This is a genomic window from Carboxylicivirga litoralis (assembly GCF_025499605.1).
In the GTDB taxonomy this organism is placed as follows: domain Bacteria; phylum Bacteroidota; class Bacteroidia; order Bacteroidales; family Marinilabiliaceae; genus Carboxylicivirga; species Carboxylicivirga litoralis.
In genome coordinates, this window is the sequence record NZ_JAFMVC010000001.1 from 169,343 (window position 1) to 187,466 (window position 18,124).

General features: G+C 39.9%; 14 protein-coding genes. 6 read left to right on the forward strand and 8 right to left on the reverse strand.

The features are described 5' to 3' along the window. Window positions 1-97 precede the first annotated feature (97 nt). Window positions 98-1,342 (reverse strand): ABC transporter permease, encoded by a 1,245-nt coding sequence (locus tag J1N10_RS00710; protein ID WP_262324751.1) that lies wholly within the window; start codon window positions 1,340-1,342, stop codon window positions 98-100. Window positions 1,343-1,534: 192 nt separating this feature from the next. Between J1N10_RS00710 and J1N10_RS00715 the strand changes: the two genes are divergently transcribed. Further along, window positions 1,535-3,799: an aconitate hydratase gene (locus tag J1N10_RS00715; protein WP_262324752.1), complete on the forward strand. Its 2,265-nt coding sequence runs from the start codon at window positions 1,535-1,537 to the stop codon at window positions 3,797-3,799. Window positions 3,800-3,836: 37 nt separating this feature from the next. On the opposite strand, the gene J1N10_RS00720 is transcribed toward J1N10_RS00715, so the two are convergent. After that, window positions 3,837-4,724 (reverse strand): DMT family transporter, encoded by an 888-nt coding sequence (locus tag J1N10_RS00720; protein WP_262324753.1) that lies wholly within the window; start codon window positions 4,722-4,724, stop codon window positions 3,837-3,839. Window positions 4,725-4,842: 118 nt separating this feature from the next. Here J1N10_RS00720 and J1N10_RS00725 point away from each other — a divergent pair, with 118 nt between their 5' ends. Continuing rightward, window positions 4,843-6,897, forward strand: coding sequence for a S9 family peptidase (locus J1N10_RS00725; protein ID WP_262324754.1), 2,055 nt, complete (start codon window positions 4,843-4,845; stop codon window positions 6,895-6,897). A gap of 42 nt (window positions 6,898-6,939) precedes the next feature. Here J1N10_RS00725 and J1N10_RS00730 read toward each other — a convergent pair whose 3' ends face one another. Beyond that, complete coding sequence (locus J1N10_RS00730) at window positions 6,940-8,265, reverse strand: DEAD/DEAH box helicase (RefSeq protein WP_262324755.1); 1,326 nt, start codon at window positions 8,263-8,265, stop codon at window positions 6,940-6,942. 108 nt (window positions 8,266-8,373) lie between these two features. Here J1N10_RS00730 and J1N10_RS00735 point away from each other — a divergent pair, with 108 nt between their 5' ends. Beyond that, the gene (locus J1N10_RS00735) at window positions 8,374-10,461 is read left to right on the forward strand and encodes a hypothetical protein (RefSeq protein ID WP_262324756.1); all 2,088 of its coding nucleotides are present in this window, start codon (window positions 8,374-8,376) and stop codon (window positions 10,459-10,461) included. Between the two features lie 4 nt (window positions 10,462-10,465). Here J1N10_RS00735 and J1N10_RS00740 read toward each other — a convergent pair whose 3' ends face one another. Continuing rightward, window positions 10,466-11,413 (reverse strand): hydrogen peroxide-inducible genes activator, encoded by a 948-nt coding sequence (locus J1N10_RS00740; protein WP_262324757.1) that lies wholly within the window; start codon window positions 11,411-11,413, stop codon window positions 10,466-10,468. A gap of 119 nt (window positions 11,414-11,532) precedes the next feature. Here J1N10_RS00740 and J1N10_RS00745 point away from each other — a divergent pair, with 119 nt between their 5' ends. Further along, window positions 11,533-12,012 carry a Dps family protein gene (locus J1N10_RS00745; protein WP_262324758.1) on the forward strand — a complete coding sequence of 160 codons (480 nt, stop codon included), beginning with the start codon at window positions 11,533-11,535 and terminating at the stop codon, window positions 12,010-12,012. Window positions 12,013-12,060: 48 nt separating this feature from the next. Here J1N10_RS00745 and J1N10_RS00750 read toward each other — a convergent pair whose 3' ends face one another. After that, on the reverse strand, window positions 12,061-13,275 hold the full coding sequence (locus J1N10_RS00750; protein ID WP_262324759.1) for a BaiN/RdsA family NAD(P)/FAD-dependent oxidoreductase: 1,215 nt from the start codon (window positions 13,273-13,275) through the stop codon (window positions 12,061-12,063). 237 nt (window positions 13,276-13,512) lie between these two features. Between J1N10_RS00750 and J1N10_RS00755 the strand changes: the two genes are divergently transcribed. Beyond that, complete coding sequence (locus tag J1N10_RS00755; RefSeq protein ID WP_262324760.1) at window positions 13,513-15,171, forward strand: nucleoside kinase; 1,659 nt, start codon at window positions 13,513-13,515, stop codon at window positions 15,169-15,171. Window positions 15,172-15,247: 76 nt separating this feature from the next. Here the strand turns inward: J1N10_RS00755 and J1N10_RS00760 are convergent, their stop codons facing one another. The 3 genes from J1N10_RS00760 to J1N10_RS00770 form a co-directional block, all read right to left on the reverse strand. Then, entirely contained in the window at window positions 15,248-16,072 is an 825-nt protein-coding gene (locus J1N10_RS00760) for a nuclear transport factor 2 family protein (RefSeq protein WP_262324761.1), read from the reverse strand. 145 nt (window positions 16,073-16,217) lie between these two features. Next, window positions 16,218-17,120, reverse strand: coding sequence for an AraC family transcriptional regulator (locus J1N10_RS00765; protein ID WP_262324762.1), 903 nt, complete (start codon window positions 17,118-17,120; stop codon window positions 16,218-16,220). Continuing rightward, complete coding sequence (locus J1N10_RS00770) at window positions 17,078-17,422, reverse strand: winged helix-turn-helix transcriptional regulator (RefSeq protein WP_262324763.1); 345 nt, start codon at window positions 17,420-17,422, stop codon at window positions 17,078-17,080. The genes J1N10_RS00765 and J1N10_RS00770 overlap by 43 nt, the downstream gene beginning before the upstream one ends. A 134-nt stretch (window positions 17,423-17,556) precedes the next feature. On the opposite strand from J1N10_RS00770, the gene J1N10_RS00775 reads away from it, so the two are divergent. Further along, window positions 17,557-18,108 carry a nitroreductase family protein gene (locus J1N10_RS00775; protein ID WP_262324764.1) on the forward strand — a complete coding sequence of 184 codons (552 nt, stop codon included), beginning with the start codon at window positions 17,557-17,559 and terminating at the stop codon, window positions 18,106-18,108. The last annotated feature ends 16 nt before the right edge of the window (window positions 18,109-18,124 follow it).

The window sequence follows — 18,124 nt, forward strand, 5'->3', positions numbered from 1 at the left end:
AGCAATTAAACAATGCATTAAGCCGTTTATATAAGAAACTTCGTTATAAGGATTTTTGTTTAATAATTATAGATATAATCAAAACAACAATTCAATATTATTCATATCGTAATGACTCAATAGGATCTAATTTTGAAGCTTTAACAGCAGGCATTAAACCCGAAGCTAAACCAACACCCAGACAAACAACAACCCCGAGTATTACCCAGTTCCAGGGCACAATAAAATCAGATTGCAAGGCCATTGACATAAGGTTACCAACCAATATGCCAAGTATGATGCCAACCAATCCTCCCAATTGGCCAATAATGATCGATTCGAATAAAAATTGATTACGGATAGCTTTGCTGCTGGCCCCAATAGCCTTACGAATACCGATTTCTCGTGTACGCTCTGCTACTGCTACGAGCATAATATTCATCAGACCAATAGCTGCCCCCAGTAAGGTAATTAAGCCAATTATTGCTGCTATCATAGTCACCTGACCAGTACTTTCAATTAACAAGCGAGAGAGGTTATCACTTTTATTAATATTGAAATTATCCTCATCATGGATGGTCAAACGACGAATAATCCGGAACAAACCGGTCGCTTCTGAAATAGCTACATCGACTTGCCCACTATCATTGGCCTTCACTACTATTTTATAAGACATGTTTGGTCGACTAAAAACCTGGCGTACATTTGTTACCGGAAGCAACAAAATATTATCGCTTTGTGAACCAAAACCCGCTCCTTTCTCTTCTAGAACACCTATAACCCTATATTTAGCACCGCCCGAAAGAATAACTTTATCCACCGGATCTTGATTATTTGGAAACACTTTTTTTGCCAGTGCACTTCCCAAAACAGCCACATAGCGATTATCCTTTATTTCTTGTTGTGTAAAATTCCTACCTCGCGCAATATTATGCCCTTCAACATCCATAAAATTCTCATCAACACCAATCACCATCACGTTCGGGTTCGATTTATCAGACTCATGTTTAACAGTTGCTCCACCAGTGGCATTATGCGAAACAGCCACGACTGCAGGAAAATCAAACTCATCTTTAAATTGCATGGCTTCCCTAAAGGAAATTGACCCATAGCGCTTATTACGCAATTCACGCTTACCAATCTGCACGTTAATACCCCTGTTCTCAATCGTAAATGAGTTGGCTCCCATGCCTGTAAATTTGCTACTTATAGTCGCCTGAATAGATGATATAGCTGTTAATATCCCAATGAGTGCCGTTAAGCCAATACCAATAATCAGGATGGTTAAAATGGTCCTTAGCAGATTTGTTCGGATCGAACCCAATGCTATGCGAAGGTTCTCATATATCAGTGTCAGCTTCATATCGGGTGAGTTTCAGCAAAAATAATTCAGGCATCAAGTTACTAAAACTATTCAGATTGCCTGCTAAATCTACAACCAATTCCCATTTTAACTGTTACAAAACATAACACTACCTAAGCTCTTTTTTAGTAAGTTTGTTGTCCTTATAATTCGTAATAAAATCGATAATAATAATATTAAACCAATAGTAGAATGGCTTTTGATATTGAAATGATTAAAAAGGTCTATAACGAGCTACCTGGCAAAGTTGAAAAAACGCGCCAAATGCTTAATAAACCTCTTACTTTAACCGAAAAGATTCTGTATGCGCATCTATCTGACAATCTACCAGGTACACCTCATGAACGAGGTGCATCATATGTCAACTTTAACCCCGACAGGGTAGCGATGCAGGATGCTACTGCGCAAATGGCATTATTGCAGTTTATGCAAGCTGGCAAAACGCGAGTAGCCGTTCCTTCAACTGCACATGCCGATCACCTGATTCAGGCTCAAGTGGGTGCTGATAAAGATTTGGCCACTGCTGAAGTGACCAATAAAGAAGTGTACGACTTCTTAAGTTCTGTATCCAATAAATATGGCATTGGCTTTTGGAAACCGGGAGCTGGTATTATTCACCAGGTAGTACTTGAAAACTACGCCTTTCCAGGTGGTATGATGATTGGAACTGATTCACACACTGTTAATGCCGGTGGGTTAGGTATGGTTGCGATTGGTGTAGGTGGTGCCGATGCCGTTGATGTAATGGCGGGCATGCCTTGGGAACTGAAATTTCCAAAACTTATTGGCGTTAAATTAACCGGCCAACTAAATGGATGGGCTGCGCCTAAAGACATTATCTTAAAAGTGGCTGGCCTTTTAACTGTAAAAGGAGGAACCGGATGTATTGTTGAGTATTTTGGCGATGGTGCCAAATCAATTAGCTGTACTGGTAAAGGAACGATCTGTAACATGGGTGCTGAAATTGGCGCAACCACCTCAACCTTTGGATATGATGCATCAATGGCGCGCTATCTTGAAGCGACTGGCCGTGCTGATGTTGCAGCGGCTGCCAATGAGGTTAAAGAACACCTGACAGCCGATGCAGAAGTTTATGCTAATCCTGAAAAATATTTCGACCAGGTAATCGAAATCGATTTAAATACTTTAGAACCACATTTAAATGGCCCATTTACGCCTGATAAGGCAACCCCAATATCAAAAATGCGTGAAGAAGCTGAGAAAAATGGCTGGCCACTAAAGGTTGAAGTAGGCTTAATTGGTTCATGTACCAACTCTTCATACGAAGATATTTCAAGAGCGGCATCTGTTGCCAAGCAAGCAGCAGAGAAGAACTTGAAAGCAGCTGGCGAATTTAAAATTACACCAGGCTCAGAACAAGTTCGCTACACCATTGAACGTGATGGTTTGATTGACACGTTCAACCAAATGGGTGGTGAAGTTTACGCTAATGCCTGTGGACCATGTATTGGAATGTGGGCGCGTGTAGGAGCCGAAAAACAAGAAAAAAATACCATTGTTCATTCGTTCAACCGTAACTTTGCCAAACGTGCCGATGGTAATCCAAATACCTATGCTTTTGTTGGCTCTCCCGAATTAGTTACGGCTTTAGCTATTGCTGGTGATTTAGGCTTTAACCCTATTACTGACACACTCAAAAATGAGAAAGGTGAAGAGGTGAAGTTAGATGAACCAACAGGGCACGAATTGCCGCCTAAAGGCTTTGATGTGAAAGATGCGGGTTATCAGGCTCCTGCTGAAGATGGCTCAGACATTGAAGTAGTAGTGAGTCCTGAAAGCGATCGTCTTCAGTTATTAACCCCATTTACCCCCTGGGATGGAAAAAATATTACCGGAGCTCGATTGCTTATTAAAGCTAAAGGCAAATGTACGACTGACCACATCTCGATGGCCGGTCCATGGCTGAAGTTCCGTGGTCATCTAGATAACATTTCTAACAACATGTTGATTGGTGCCGTTAACTTCTTCAATGAAGAGACTAACAATGTAAAAAATCAATTAACAGGTGAATATGGTGAAGTACCAGCTACACAGCGTGCCTACAAAGCAGAAGGTATCCCAACCATTGTTGTGGGAGATCATAACTATGGCGAAGGTTCGTCGCGCGAGCATGCTGCTATGGAACCGCGTCACATGGGAGTTCGTGCTGTTTTGGTGAAGAGTTTTGCCCGCATTCACGAAACAAACCTTAAGAAGCAGGGAATGCTTGGTTTAACCTTTGCCAATGAAGCTGACTACGATAAAATTATGGAAGATGATACGTTTAACTTCCTTGATTTAGATGCATTTGCTCCTGGCAAACCTTTGCAAATAGAGCTTGTTCACACTGATGGTTCTAAAGATGTTATTACGGCTAATCACTCATACAACGAGCAACAAATAGCCTGGTTTAAAGCTGGTTCTGCTTTGAATTTGATAAAAGAACAAAACAAGTAGAAAGAAAAATATCAATGATTATGCTGAGGCTGTCGAATTATCGGCAGCCTTTTTTTTTGCGGTTAATCAGGTAAACACCTATCAATACAACACCCATAAATAATAGATGGAAAGCCGTAATAATCTCGCCATCAAACACCCCCCATGAAATGGCAAAAATCGGAATTACATAAGTTACAGACGAGGCAAAAACAGGGGATGCATAACCAATAAGCGTATTCATCATTAACATTGCAATGGCCGTTCCCATAATTCCTAATACAGCGAGGGCTGCTAAATGCCATTGCCAATCAAAGCTCATTCCTACACTTTGCCAGTCAGACATAAAGAAGTTAATTATAGCTGGTGGACCTATAAAAAGGAACGAAAGCGCCGTTATTTTAACACCTGACAAATGACCCAAAAATGACTTTACCACATTAATATTAAAAGCATAGCAGATGGTAGCCAACACAATAAAAAAAGCATAGCTATTAATATTACTCAATGCCACATCTTTGCCCGATGTAATCAAACCTAGAGCCCCCAGCAAACCCAAGGAAATACCAATAAACTGCCGCCCTTTCACCTTTAATTTAAAAAACAACAAACCCACAAGCATTGTAAAAACAGGCGTCAGTGAATTTAACATACCTGCCAAAGCGCTATCAATGCGAGTCTGTGCTTTCGTAAACAAAAAAGCAGGCAGGAAATTCCCAAGAAACCCAGCAATAAACAATGGTAACAGGTCTTTTCGTTTCAATTGCTTTAGGTATTTAACTGATAATGGTAAAAGAAACAGCGATGCAAAACCTATACGCAACGAAGCGGTTTGAACACTGGTGAAGCTTTTCAAACCAATCTTCATTAAAATAAAAGAGCTACCCCATATAAAGGCTAACAGCAGCAAAACAGCAAATTGAAACCATTTCTTTTCCCAAGGCATAAGCAGATTTTTCAACGAAACTAGTATTTTTTTGCTTACCCTGAACGGATTCTAACTTATATCATACCCATTCCCTTTCAATCTTCATATCTTTATTTCAAATTCAATCATATTAATTATGCGTTCACTTTCTATTACCAGTTTTTTACTGGCCATATTGCTACTTGCAAGCTTTCAAACAATAGCTCAGGATGTTTTAACACCTGATGAATTACTTCATCTTAAATCAAGCAGAACGGTGCAGATGCACCCCGATGGTATAAAATTGATTTATACGGTTTATACACCTCGAACCCCCAATGAAGCACCCGGAGGTTCGCACGTAAAATATATGTTGGCCGATTTAAAAACCAACACAAGCACACCTCTTTTTAAGGATGATATTGCCGGAAGTTCACCACGGTGGAGCAACGATGGTAAACATCTGGCTTTTAGAATGCGAACAGAAGGAGCCAACCAAATATTTGTTATTCCTAAGGGCCAAGACGAGGCTATTAAAATCACCAATGAAAGTAATGGTGTAAACAGCTTTATGTGGAACCCGGACGGAAAAGGCTTTGCTTACCTGTCAACAACACCAAAAACAGACAGAGAAAAAGAGCTTAAAAAACGCGGCTATGACTTTATCTTTTACGAAGAGAACATCAAAAACGATAATCTGTTCCTGATTAAAATTGATGAGCATTTTAAGCTAACAGCCAGAACTCAAATTACGAAAGAGGTTAACATTTGGGATTTTAACTTCGACAAAACAGGTAAGCAGCTTGCTTACACAGCGACAGGCCTAAAGTTGATTGATCAAAAATATATGTTTCGCAAAATTCACATCTTCAACCTTGAAACCGGAAAAGTAAAACGTGTGCTTGACAACGTTGGTAAACTAGGCAATTACAGTTTTAGTCCCGATGGAATGCACTTGACTTACACCGGTGCTTTAAACATTAACGACCATGCTGTTAGCCAGCTTTATAAAGTTAATATTGAAAGTGGCGAAACCTCTAACTTAACTCCGAAAAACTACAAAGGCCATATCAGCTGGGGCGATTGGAAGAGCAACAAAGAAATTGTTTACCTGGTACACGAAGGTGTTTATCCAAAACTATACACCGTTGCGCTTAAAAACAGTAAACGAAAACTAATATTAGATGCTAAAACTAGCGGAACCATTTTCAGCGCACCTGTCTTCTCTGCTGATTTTAAGTCATTCGCTTTCAGTGGAAGCACTCCTAAAGACATGTCAAATATCTATAAATGGAATGGTAAAAGTGAGCCAAGCAAAATAACTGATATCAATCCTGAACTATCCAAAAATACATTAGGCGAACAAGAAGTGATTAACTTCTCTGCCCGCGATGGTTTAAACATAGAAGGTTTGTTGATGAAACCGGTTGGTTATAAAACAGGCGAAAAATACCCTTTAATTGTTTATGTACACGGAGGACCTGAATCTCACCATTCCAATGGCTGGCTTTCGGGTTATTCAACTCCCGGACAAGTGATGGCAGGAAAAGGCTATTTAGTAGCTTATTTTAACTATCGTGCCAGCACAGGTTATGGCGTTGATTTTGCGATGGAAGGCTTTAAAGACCCGGCAGGTAAAGAGTTTGATGACTTAGCTGATGGCATTGATTACCTGGTTAACAACTACAGTGCAGATAAAAACCGCGTTGGCATGGCCGGTGGCTCTTACGGCGGATATGCTTCTGCATGGTTCGCTACCTACTACACCGATTACATCAAGGCAGCAGCTGTTTTTGTAGGTATTACCAACATCATCAGTAAAAAAGGAACCACTGATATTGCTTATGAAGAGCTGTATGTACATAGTGGCGAACCGTTGGAAAAACAGTGGGATATGAACCTGAAACGCAGTCCTGTTTACCACGCTCATAAAAGTAAAACGGCCACGTTAATTTATGGTGGTGCTGCCGATCCACGCATCCATCCTTCACAAAGCATGGAGCTATATCGTCGTATGAAGATGAATGAACATCCGGCAGTTCGCCTGGTGCAATACCCGGGTGAAGGCCATGGTAACCGCAAGCAGGTTGGCCGCATTGATGTGCTTTACCGCCAAATTGGCTGGATGGATTGGTATGTAAAAGACCTCAAACCCTTGGATGGTGAGATGCCTCCGCTTGATATAAGCGATAAGTATGGTTTGGATTGGTAAAAAACTTGTATGCGCTACTTTAAAACAGGTAGCGCATTTTTTTTACTTCGAAATTCCCATCTTCAGCTTCTTGCCTTTTATTCTTTCATTTTTCAGAAGCTGTAGCACTTTCTTAATTTTCGTTCTTCGAACAGCAACAAAAGCGCTATAATCGAGCACATCAATCAATCCCAGTTCGTCTTTCTGCAGCTTTCCTTTTTTAAGAAAGAGACCAACAATATCTACTTTGTTAACTTTATCTTTTTTCCCACTGCCAATATAAATGGTTTGCCATTCGGGGAGTTCTGGCAAAGGCATCTCCATTGCTAAGTCTTCAAACACAATATTATCGGATACAAATTCGGGAACTGACTCTTCCTCTGCCATAACCAGATAAGCTGTCCCATCAGCGTGCATACGAGCTGTGCGGCCATTGCGATGCACAAAAGCATCCTCTTTAGATGGCAAGTGATAATGAATGACATATTGAATTTCAGGGATATCTAAACCGCGCGAAGCTAAATCAGTAGTTATCAACAAATGATGACTGCCATTTCGGAACTTTAATAATGCACGCTCACGCTCTTCCTGCTTCATACCTCCATGAAACACATCGTGCTCTACTCCTTGTTGCTTCAGGTGATTACTGATTCTATCAGCCGCATCACGGTGGTTAACAAAAGCCAGCATAGGAGCATTTCCCAAATAACAAATCAAGCGAACAAATACATCCAGTTTATCCTTTCCTTCTGCTCGAACGGCTTTCAATTCAAGCTTGTGAGGCACATTAGTTTCTTCTATAAAATTAAGTTCTTCAGGACTTTTTAATCGCGTAAATGTCGGTATTTCATCCATAGCTGTGGCCGATGTTAACACCCGCTGTCTGACATTTTTCAGTTCATTAATAATTTCCTTCATCTCTTTCTGAAAGCCCAGTTCCAGCGCTTTATCAAACTCATCTAAAACCAGAAAGCGAATGGAAGAAGCATTAAACGAACCACGCCGCAAGTGATCGGCTATCCGCCCTGGTGTACCAATCAGAACAGCTGGTGGATGTTGCAGGTTATTAATTTCCGTTTTAATCGAATGACCACCATAACAACAGTTAACTTTAAAACCTGTTCGCATTTGCTTAAATACCTGCTCTATTTGCAAAGCTAATTCGCGGGCCGGAGCCAAAATCAAAACCTGAACCCCTGAATTATCACGATCGAGCCCCTCTAAAAGTGGCAATAGAAATGCCAGTGTTTTACCAGAACCGGTTGGCGATAACAACACAACATCCTGCCTGTCTTTTATTGCACCAAACGCGGCCTCCTGCATAGGGTTAATTGCCTGTATCTTCAGATTATGTAGCGCTGCTTTACTTATTTTCTGTAACTGTTGCATAGCGCAAAGATAGACTTTAGTTTTCAAGTGGTGACAACAATAATACGTGGTGACATAATTTGAAAACTATTTTCGCTACTTTCCGTATTTCAATTGAAACATGATTTTATGCCCCAATATCTCCTTAGCATTGCCCTTATTATAAGTTCCTGCTTTTCGATACATGCGCAGAAACTCACTTCGCAACAGGAAATATGGTTGTATCGGATTGTACAAAAAACACCAGTATTAAAAAGCAACTGGGATTCGTACTTTTCTTTTGACCAACAAGCATTTATAAAAAACCATTATAGCGATAGTTACATCGATTATGATGCCATTGCGTATTATCAGAAGCACCAACCGCAAAGCCTTGAAATTGATTATTTAAGCATCGCACACTCATCACACGGTTTAATTGCCGAAGCTGCCATAAAACTGACTCTTTGGGAATTGAACGAAGCGTTAAAAAACTGCATCTATAATAAAGAACTTTGCAACGATTCTTTGTTTACTCAGCTGCAATCGACCTTAAAACCTTATATCCCGAGCCGTCTAAGCAATAAGAAAAAAGCAGAACTTTACACCAGTATTATGCACCCCTCCTTGCCCATATTCAAAAAGATGGAGCAACTGGATAGGCTCAAAATTGATGTAGAGAATCAAAAGCTGCTGCTAAACAAATGGAGCGAGACAGTAACCAACTACAGCTTTAAGAGAAGTCAGTATCATTTCAGCACTCTTTCGGGTGGCCAGACATTGGCCAGCACAACATTTTTGGCAGCGGGCGAAGGCAGTGGAACAGCAGGACTTTTATACGAATGGGAACTCAATCCACAGGACAGTACAAAGCGGTGGTATGGGAAAGGTATTGGTTTATTTACTTACCAAACACGAACCAGAAATAATGAATTGAAATTACGACCACACTTATCAAAAAAAATGACCATCCCAGCAGGCCAACCAATGGCCTTACATACGTCACTTTGGGGACTCGATTCATCGTTCAAACCCATGTTAATAGTAACAGATGATACGGTTAGTTACCATCTCTTTGCCATCTCAAACACTAAAAACCTGTCGCCTGATAGTCAATTGAGCACCGGCATCTCACCTATGGAACGCATTGAACAACATCGCCAGCAGAACATTGAAAAACCAATGCTGAAGCTCCAATCAAACAAACTGTTGCAGAAGGCATATAACAATAAACAACTTATTAATGAGCAGATTGAAAAATTGGAAAGTGAGATTGACACATTAAAAAAATATGAACCTGACAACACCGAAGCCATTGAGTACAGATTGCGCCTGATAGACGCCAAATTAACTTCATTGAGTGAAAAAGAACAACGCATTAAAGAACTGGAACAGGAAGCCTCAAAAGACTATAGAACCATTGACAATGCTGAGAAGAAATTACAGAGTATGATTGAGCTGCTAGGCCCCTCTCCACAGCAATGGACCTTCAAAGATGATATTTATACTTTTCCATCGGGCGTGAGGTTTAATGCACCTACTCAGGATTTGATATTTCCGGCCAGCCCACAGGAGCGCGAGTTGGAAATACGATTATTATCAGCCGGTTACTCATTAGAAGGAACAAAAAAAGATGAAGTTCAAGCCTATGTGAGCATTACCGATGCCATTGAACAACAACCAGAACACTTAATATCTGAAAAACTGTCCATTGATACTACCTTTCTTATCCACTTTAACCCAGATGAGTATCAAAAACCAATCAACCTCATTTGGACAAGCAAGCAATTATCTATTCTCCAGTCTTTTAAAAACATCAGGCTCGAAATTGGGAAATTACCCATGCCCGATTCGTTAAAAAGCACCGACATAAAATACCATAACCGCGTAAGAGAATACCAATCACCATTAACGAAGAACGCCATTAATCGTGTGGTTCAACTTCAGTTTATTTCAGAAGATAGCACCTTAATCATTCGTTCACTAGCCAGTGCCGATTTAGTTCCAACCCGACTCTCAAAAGCCCCTGAATCCTTGCGTAATTTGTTGAAAACAAAGTACTACTCTAACACCAATAATGAATACCTGATTGCTTTACGCGCCTATTGCGCCTTGATGAATGCTCTTGACTCGTTTGGCATTTCTACTGCAACAATTAGTAGCGATGAAATCCAGCACAACCTGAACCTTAACGATGAAACAATTCAGCTAATTTTAAACGCGGTAAAAAATAACTAACAGTTTACTTCCACTCAACTATATGGCCGCGGTCTTTATGCAACATTTCTTCTGGCACAGATGTTTTTATAGAATCAGAAAGCCGATCAAGTAACAAACGTTTATAGAAGGCACGCGAATACACTAAACTCACCTCACGAAGCGGAACAGGTGATTCAAATTCTTTGACCTGCTTATGCAAATCAAAAGCCAACTCCTCAGTAGCTAAACCCGGCAATAAGGTATAACCACCTTCTGTGTCCACCATTTTACGAATAGTATCTAAAGAACCACTTTCGAAATGCAAAGGTGATTCTGAACTGACATCGGCCTGCAGCTGACATACATTTAATACTTGTGAACGAAAACAGTGCCCTTCATCCAGCAGCCATAAGCCCGAGGGTGTTAACATATCAACTGTTAAAGAATCAACCTTATTGAGCAAATGATCCGGGTGAGCATAAATCAACACATCTTCATAAAACAAAGGTTGCTCAATGATGTCATTTTCTTCCAGGGGTGTAACGAGAATGGCGGCATCCAACACGTCTTGCTTAAGCGCCTTGACTAACTCCTCGGTTATCATTTCTTTAAAAGAAATTTTCACCAAAGGATTATTATTTTTAAAATGTCCCACAAACAGCGGCAATAAATAGGGTGCCAATGATGGAATGATACCAACCGTTAAATTACCTTCTATCCTTCCCGATTCCTCACGTACAATTTCTTCCAGTCGATTAAACTCATTAATCACAACACGAGCTTGTTCAATGATTTTTTTCCCCACAGGCGTTGTTAAGACCGGTTGTTTGGTTCGGTCAAAAATGACAATATCTAATTGCTCTTCTGCTTTCTTGATTTGCATACTCAAAGTAGGCTGAGTAACAAAACATTTCTCTGCTGCAATGGTAAATTGCTTATAATTATCAACGGCAACCAGATATTCAAGCTGTTGCAAATTAAGTCCAAGCATCTGTTTATCAATTATTATAAATATTACTGATGCAATATATAAAATTTATCTATTTGATTGATATCAATGCAACAGATATATTTGTATCAGAAAATTTAAACAAATAATTACAGTATAATATGAAGACAATTAACGAACTATTAGGACTAAAAAAACAAGAAAGTGCTCAATTAATAAACGACCTAAATAACTTGTTGGCCAACTACCAATTATTTTATCAGAACCTAAGAGGGTTTCACTGGAATGTAAAGGGTGAGAAATTTTTTGAATTACATTTAAAATTCGAAGAGCTATACAACGATGCTGTGGTAAAAATCGACGAAATTGCCGAACGTATTTTAACCTTAGGAGGCACCCCAATGCATGCTTTTGCCGATTACTTGGAAACTGCTGAGATTAAAACTACCAAAAACATTACCAATGGCAATCAGTGCATGGAGTTAACCCTAGAAAATATGGCAACTCTGGTTAAAGTTGAAAAAGCAATGCTACCGTTAGCACAAGACGCTGAAGATGAAGGAACAATTACCTTATTAACCGATTATATCAGCCAGCAGGAAAAAACCATCTGGATGTTACATTCATGGTTGACGAAATAATACTTGTATTGACCGCAAAGAGCGTCTGAAAATCTCAGGCGCTTTTTTTTATTTTAACTGCCCGGCCACAAATCCTGTTGACCAGGCTGCCTGTAAGTTATAACCACCAGTGATGGCATCAATATCCAACACCTCACCGGCAAAATAGAGGTTATCACACACCTTACTTTCCATAGTATTCAGGTTGATACTCTGAAGACTTACACCACCACATGTCACAAACTCTTCTCTAAACTTAGAACTACCATCAACTGAATAAATATCATTCACCAAAATATTAGTGAGCTTATTCATTCCTTTTTTGCCCAGCTCACCCCATTTTTTTCGACTCGACAACTCACACTTTTCCAATAAAAAAAGCCACAGCCTCTCCGATAGCCCATAAGGTTTTACATTGGCCAATACTTTGTTGGGCGATTGTTCTGCAATCGACTGCAGCGTATTGAATACCACATCATTTCGCTGCTCATTACACCAGTTAACCTGGAATTTAAAATGATAATTCGTCTCGTTAATCAAACGCGCACCAAAAGCCGATAGCTTAAGAATAGCCGGCCCACTCATGCCCCAATGTGTTATCAACAAAGGCCCTTGAGCCTTGAGCTTTGTTCCCTGAATGGCCACCATTGCATTCTCCACCACAACCCCCATTAGTTTCCTGACTTTTTCGCCTGGCATATTAAAAGTAAATAACGATGGAACTGGTGTTTCTATTTTATGCCCAAGCTCTTGAAGCCATTTTAAACCAATTAGTGTTGGAGAACCACCTGTAGTTACAATAACTTTATCAAATTGCTCAGGCTTACGAGCATCATCCACAAACTGCAACTCCAGACCTTTTGCCTTTGGTTTGATGGCATTAATTCCAGCATGCGTTATTATCTGAACCCCCAACCGGCGGCACTCTTTTAAAAAACAATCGATAATACTCTGAGAGTCCTGCGAAACAGGAAACACACAATTGTCATCCTGAACAACCAAGGGAACTCCGCGTGACTTAAACCACTTCATGGTATCTGAAGTACTAAATACATGAAAGACCTTTTTTAAACTTCGTCCTCCGCGCGGGTATGCTTTTAACAATTCAGGAATAGACGTACATCCGTTGGTAACATTGCAACGACCGCCACCCGATATCTTTACTTTCGACAATACTTTTCGCGACTTTTCAAAAATAATAACATCAGCATTGGGATAATTCTCCTTTACTGCCATAGCCGAGAAAAACCCGGCAGCTCCTCCTCCAATAATTCCTACCTTCATACTGCGCTATACATAACTTTTTAATAATAGTGGCTTATTCGTATCAAAAACACAAAAGTAATGAATTATCAGCTCCCGTTACTGAATTTCTCTTTTCGCTCTAATGTTTCAACACAAATACAATTGCTATTTCAAGCACATATAGTCCATCCATTATATAAGCCGATTCGAACAGTTTATTTGATAAATCTTCATTAAAAGTTATATTTTTATTACCCAAACAATAATACATACACAATGAAGACCGCAAATATAAAATGCCTCAACAACGGCAAGACCAGCTGTTATGATGTTGGTACATCATTAAAAGACATCGCCAAAGACATGAACATCAAGCTCAGGACCCCCATTCTTGGTGCCTATGTCAACAATAAGCTGCGCGAGTTGTCCTACGAAATATATCATCCTAAAACCATTGAATTTATTGACATTACACGGCCTGATGGTATGCGCATGTATATTCGCAGTTTATCATTAGTCTTATACAAAGCCGTCAATGAAATCTACCCCGACGCACAACTTCGTATTGAGCATTCTGTTTCGAAAGGCACCTACTGCTCGGTTGAAGGCGAAGAGCTTGATATAGATGATGTGATGCGTATTCATGATCGGATGCAAGAAATTATTGACTCCGACACCCCATTTTTTCATCGTCAGGAGGAATCAGAAGATGTGATTAAACGGTTTGAACACGAAAAACAAGCCGACAAGACAGCCCTTATCCGCCATCGCGGACAATTATATACATCCTATCACCAACTTGAAAAACACATTGGTTTATACTATGGGCACCTGGTACCATCAACTGGTTACCTCAAGGTTTTCGACCTCATCAAATATTATAATGGTATGTTGCTACAAATACCTAAGCGCACACACCCCGATGAGTTGGAAGATATTGTGGTGCAGAATAAGATGTTTGACATTTTCCAGGAATTTGCTGAATGGAATCGGGTGTTAAACGTACGTAACCTGGCTGATATTAACGACTCATGCTCCAATGGAAAAGCAGAGACGTTAATCAAGATTTCAGAAGCCTTGCACGAGAAGAAAATCGGTCACATAGCTGATATGATTGATGAACAAAAAAAATCAGTCAAACTGGTTTTGATAAGTGGTCCATCATCAAGTGGCAAAACAACCTTTGGGAAACGATTGGCTATCCAGTTGATGGTAGCCGGTATGAAACCACTTAACCTATCGCTGGATAATTACTTTGTCGACCGAGAAAACACACCTCGCGATGAAAATGGAGAATACGATTTTGAAGCATTAAATGCGCTTGATGTTGAACTATTCAATGAACAGCTGCTGGGGCTGTTGGCAGGCAAAGAAGTGGAGATTCCTAAATTCAACTTTGAAACAGGGCAACGTTACTACGATGGCGAAAAACTACAAATGAATAAGGATAATATATTGATTGTAGAAGGCATTCACGGGCTTAATCCACAACTAACACACTTAATCCCGGATCAATCGAAATTCAAAATATATGTTTCGGCCTTAACATCAGTCAATATTGATAATCAAAACTTGATACATACTACTGATAATCGATTAATACGCCGTATAGTGCGCGATTACAAATACCGCAAATATTCGGCACAGGATACTATTTCGCGTTGGCCTAGTGTAAGGCGAGGCGAAGACTCACATATTTTCCCATACCAGGAGGAAGCTGATGTAATGTTTAACACGGCATTGTTATATGAGTTATCGGTGCTTAAACAACAGGCCGAACCTATTCTTTTGGAGGTTCAACCTAATCAGGCTGAATATGCCGAAGCACGACGTTTACTGAACTTCTTCAGCTATTTTAAACCTATTCAGCCCAGCGAAATTCCTCCAACATCAATCATCCGTGAGTTTTTAGGAGGAAGTAGTTTTAGCTATTAAAGGAAGAATTGAAAAATTAAATCGGTTCATAATAGGAAAAACGGAGCCAAGAATGCGTCTTAGCTCCGTTCTTTTATTAAAAATTAAATTTTCCGTTTGTATTAATTGCTTCAGCATCCGGAATAATTTTTTCAATGGTATCCCAGTGTTCGACCACCTTACCATTTTCGATTCGGAAAATATCATAGAAAGATACCTTTTCCTTCATGAAGATACCTTCAGAAATACTTACCACGAAATTACCTTCCCCGAATATGGCATGATTCTTTTCGTATACCATTGGCATTCCGGCTTCGGCCAATGCAGTTAATGCCTCTCCCAACCCGGCCAGTCCATCTTTTACACCAGGATTGTGCTGATCGTATTGTTCTGTCGAAATATAATCTGTAATCTTATCAGGATTAGCACCAAAGAATACATCATCGAGCAACCCTTTTATAAGTGTTTTATTGGCACCCGTTAATTCTAAATTCTGCACCTCGGTCGGTCCGTCAATTTGGCTACGCCCCGAAGCTGTCTCCGCTACTTTTGCCTGCAGGTTATCCCAATGCTCCACGATTAATCCGTCCTCGAATCGGAAAATATCGATACCTATTTTAGGGCCAAAGAAGTTATAATCAGTATGCGTTATCACAAAATCACCATCTTCAAATACACGCACAGTACTTACTTTAGGTGCCATAGATGGGTCTTTAGTGGCTACTTCTGCCAATGCTCCTAAGGCGGCACCAAACCCTGCCAATCCATCGGCTACAGCTTGATTGTGCTGTATGTATTTCTCAGGATTAATATACGCCACAGGTTCTTGCGCACCGGTTTCGATGCTTTTTAATAACTCTACTACTTTTTGTTTGTTTGATTTATCCATTTTTTCATCCTTATTATCAGCCTCACACGACATAAAAAGGCCTAGGGTTAACACTGTAAGCAGATTAATTTCTTCATCGTTTTAAGTTTTAATGTTACAGTGCAAAGATGAAGGGAAACGGAAGGTGTATAAAGGTCAGTTTACGCCTTTGAATGGTAATTTTCTCCCGCTGGCATATTTAATATTGCTCCCTGAACTCAGAAGGTGTGGCTTCGGTATGCTTTCTGAAATACTTAATAAAGTTGGTTGGCTCACCGTAGCCCAGCTCATAAGCAATTTCTTTAATGCTTTGATTGCTGTGTACCAATAATCGTTTGGCCTCAAGCAACACCCGCTCATCAATTAGTTGTTTGGGTGTTTTATCTAATAAAGTAGTAGTTGCTTTATGAAGCTGTTTATCCGAAATACTCAACTCTCTAGCATACTTATTAACCGAACGCTCTTGATGAAAGTTCTTTTCCAGCAAATCTTTAAAAAGGATCAGGTAATCGAGATTAGCACACGGCTTTAATTCTTCATAGCCCTGTTGACGCATCTCGCGCTCGGCCTGAAACAGAAATATATGTAATAAACTATGTAAAATGCCATACTGCATATTATCGGGCTGGCGGTCAAATTCTACTTCCATGGCATTGAATACAGCCTTTAACTCGCTATTATGCGCCTTATTTAGCACAGCTGTATCGTACAAATCGCTATAAAGCATGGTGGTATTCAAATACCTGACATCGTCTGGGTTTTTACAAAAGAAGTTATCGGTGAATATAATGGACTTGCCCTCATAAATACCTTCCTCATCGAAGAGATTAACAGAGTTATGCGGCACAAAGATAATCTGATGATCCTCCAGCTTAACAGGGTTAAAGTCGATATAATGTGTACCTGCTCCTTTTTCAATCCAGAGAATATGATAGAACTGTGCACGATGTGGTACCACCATCATTTCTTTTTTCGATGAAAATACCTTAGTCAGATTTACAATCTCAAATTCTAATGGTAAACCGTGCTTAAAGCCGTATTTCTTAATATCTGACTTCATCAAGCTGTATAATTCTCCTTTTCCATCTGTTTCCTCCCCCATGCACCTACGTGGTCTAGAAATGGAATCAATTCCATCCCCGTTTGTGTTAACGAATACTCCACCTTTGGTGGCACTTGGGCATATACTTTTCGGTTAATTAACTTATCTTCCTCCAGTTCTCGCAATGTTTGCGTTAACATTTTAGGTGTTATATTACCTATCATCCGCTTTAACTCTCCATATCGCAGCACATTGTTCTTTTTAAAGATGTACCACATAATGCGCGCTTTATGTTTACCTCCAATCCGCCTGAATGCATAATCGAGTGCGCAAACCACCTCATCAGAATTATTTTTCGCCATTTCGTTACTTTTTCATCTCTACAATAAACTGATTAACAGCATTAGTATCTTTTAGCATACTATATATGCATTTAGTATGTACTTGCCTCAAAGCTATATATAAAATAATTTTGTCACAAAATAAAAACAGCAAAATGGATGCAATAGAACTGATTAAAGACCGCCGAAGCGTGCGCAAATACAAAAACGAAAAGGTGGATCGCGAGACCATGAAAGAAATTGTTGAACTCAGCAAGTGGGCACCATCCTGGGCTAATTACCAAATAGCACGTTATACCCTGGTAGATGACGATGCAGTAATAAAGCGACTGGCCGATGAGGGTGTTTATGGTTTTTCGTATAATATTAAAACGCTTCATAAGGCACAAGGTGTGGCTGTTTTGAGCTTTGTAAAGGGTAAAAGTGGCAAACTGGATACACCCAAAGGCAGCTACGAGCCATCGGCCAATAATGTGTGGGAAATATTTGATGCAGGCATTGCTTGCCAAACCTTTTGCCTGGCAGCACATGCCAAAGGTGTTGGTACCTGTATTTTTGGAGTTATCGATGATAAGAAAATAGGAGAAATCGTGAACCTGCCAGCTGAAGAATCAGTAGCCGCACTAATCGTATATGGTTACGAAGACGGCAAGCATGCTCAACCAACGCCGCGCAAAGAGGTAGATGACATTTTACGATTTGTGTAAATTACTGTGATATATT

Coding starts and splice junctions, on each gene's coding strand:
- J1N10_RS00710 (WP_262324751.1), bottom strand. CDS start 1,342: ATGAAGCTGACACTGATATATGAGAACCTTCGCATAGCATTGGGTTCG.
- J1N10_RS00715 (WP_262324752.1), top strand. CDS start 1,535: ATGGCTTTTGATATTGAAATGATTAAAAAGGTCTATAACGAGCTACCT.
- J1N10_RS00720 (WP_262324753.1), bottom strand. CDS start 4,724: ATGCCTTGGGAAAAGAAATGGTTTCAATTTGCTGTTTTGCTGCTGTTA.
- J1N10_RS00725 (WP_262324754.1), top strand. CDS start 4,843: ATGCGTTCACTTTCTATTACCAGTTTTTTACTGGCCATATTGCTACTT.
- J1N10_RS00730 (WP_262324755.1), bottom strand. CDS start 8,265: ATGCAACAGTTACAGAAAATAAGTAAAGCAGCGCTACATAATCTGAAG.
- J1N10_RS00735 (WP_262324756.1), top strand. CDS start 8,374: ATGCCCCAATATCTCCTTAGCATTGCCCTTATTATAAGTTCCTGCTTT.
- J1N10_RS00740 (WP_262324757.1), bottom strand. CDS start 11,413: ATGCTTGGACTTAATTTGCAACAGCTTGAATATCTGGTTGCCGTTGAT.
- J1N10_RS00745 (WP_262324758.1), top strand. CDS start 11,533: ATGAAGACAATTAACGAACTATTAGGACTAAAAAAACAAGAAAGTGCT.
- J1N10_RS00750 (WP_262324759.1), bottom strand. CDS start 13,275: ATGAAGGTAGGAATTATTGGAGGAGGAGCTGCCGGGTTTTTCTCGGCT.
- J1N10_RS00755 (WP_262324760.1), top strand. CDS start 13,513: ATGAAGACCGCAAATATAAAATGCCTCAACAACGGCAAGACCAGCTGT.
- J1N10_RS00760 (WP_262324761.1), bottom strand. CDS start 16,072: ATGTCGTGTGAGGCTGATAATAAGGATGAAAAAATGGATAAATCAAAC.
- J1N10_RS00765 (WP_262324762.1), bottom strand. CDS start 17,120: ATGGGGGAGGAAACAGATGGAAAAGGAGAATTATACAGCTTGATGAAG.
- J1N10_RS00770 (WP_262324763.1), bottom strand. CDS start 17,422: ATGGCGAAAAATAATTCTGATGAGGTGGTTTGCGCACTCGATTATGCA.
- J1N10_RS00775 (WP_262324764.1), top strand. CDS start 17,557: ATGGATGCAATAGAACTGATTAAAGACCGCCGAAGCGTGCGCAAATAC.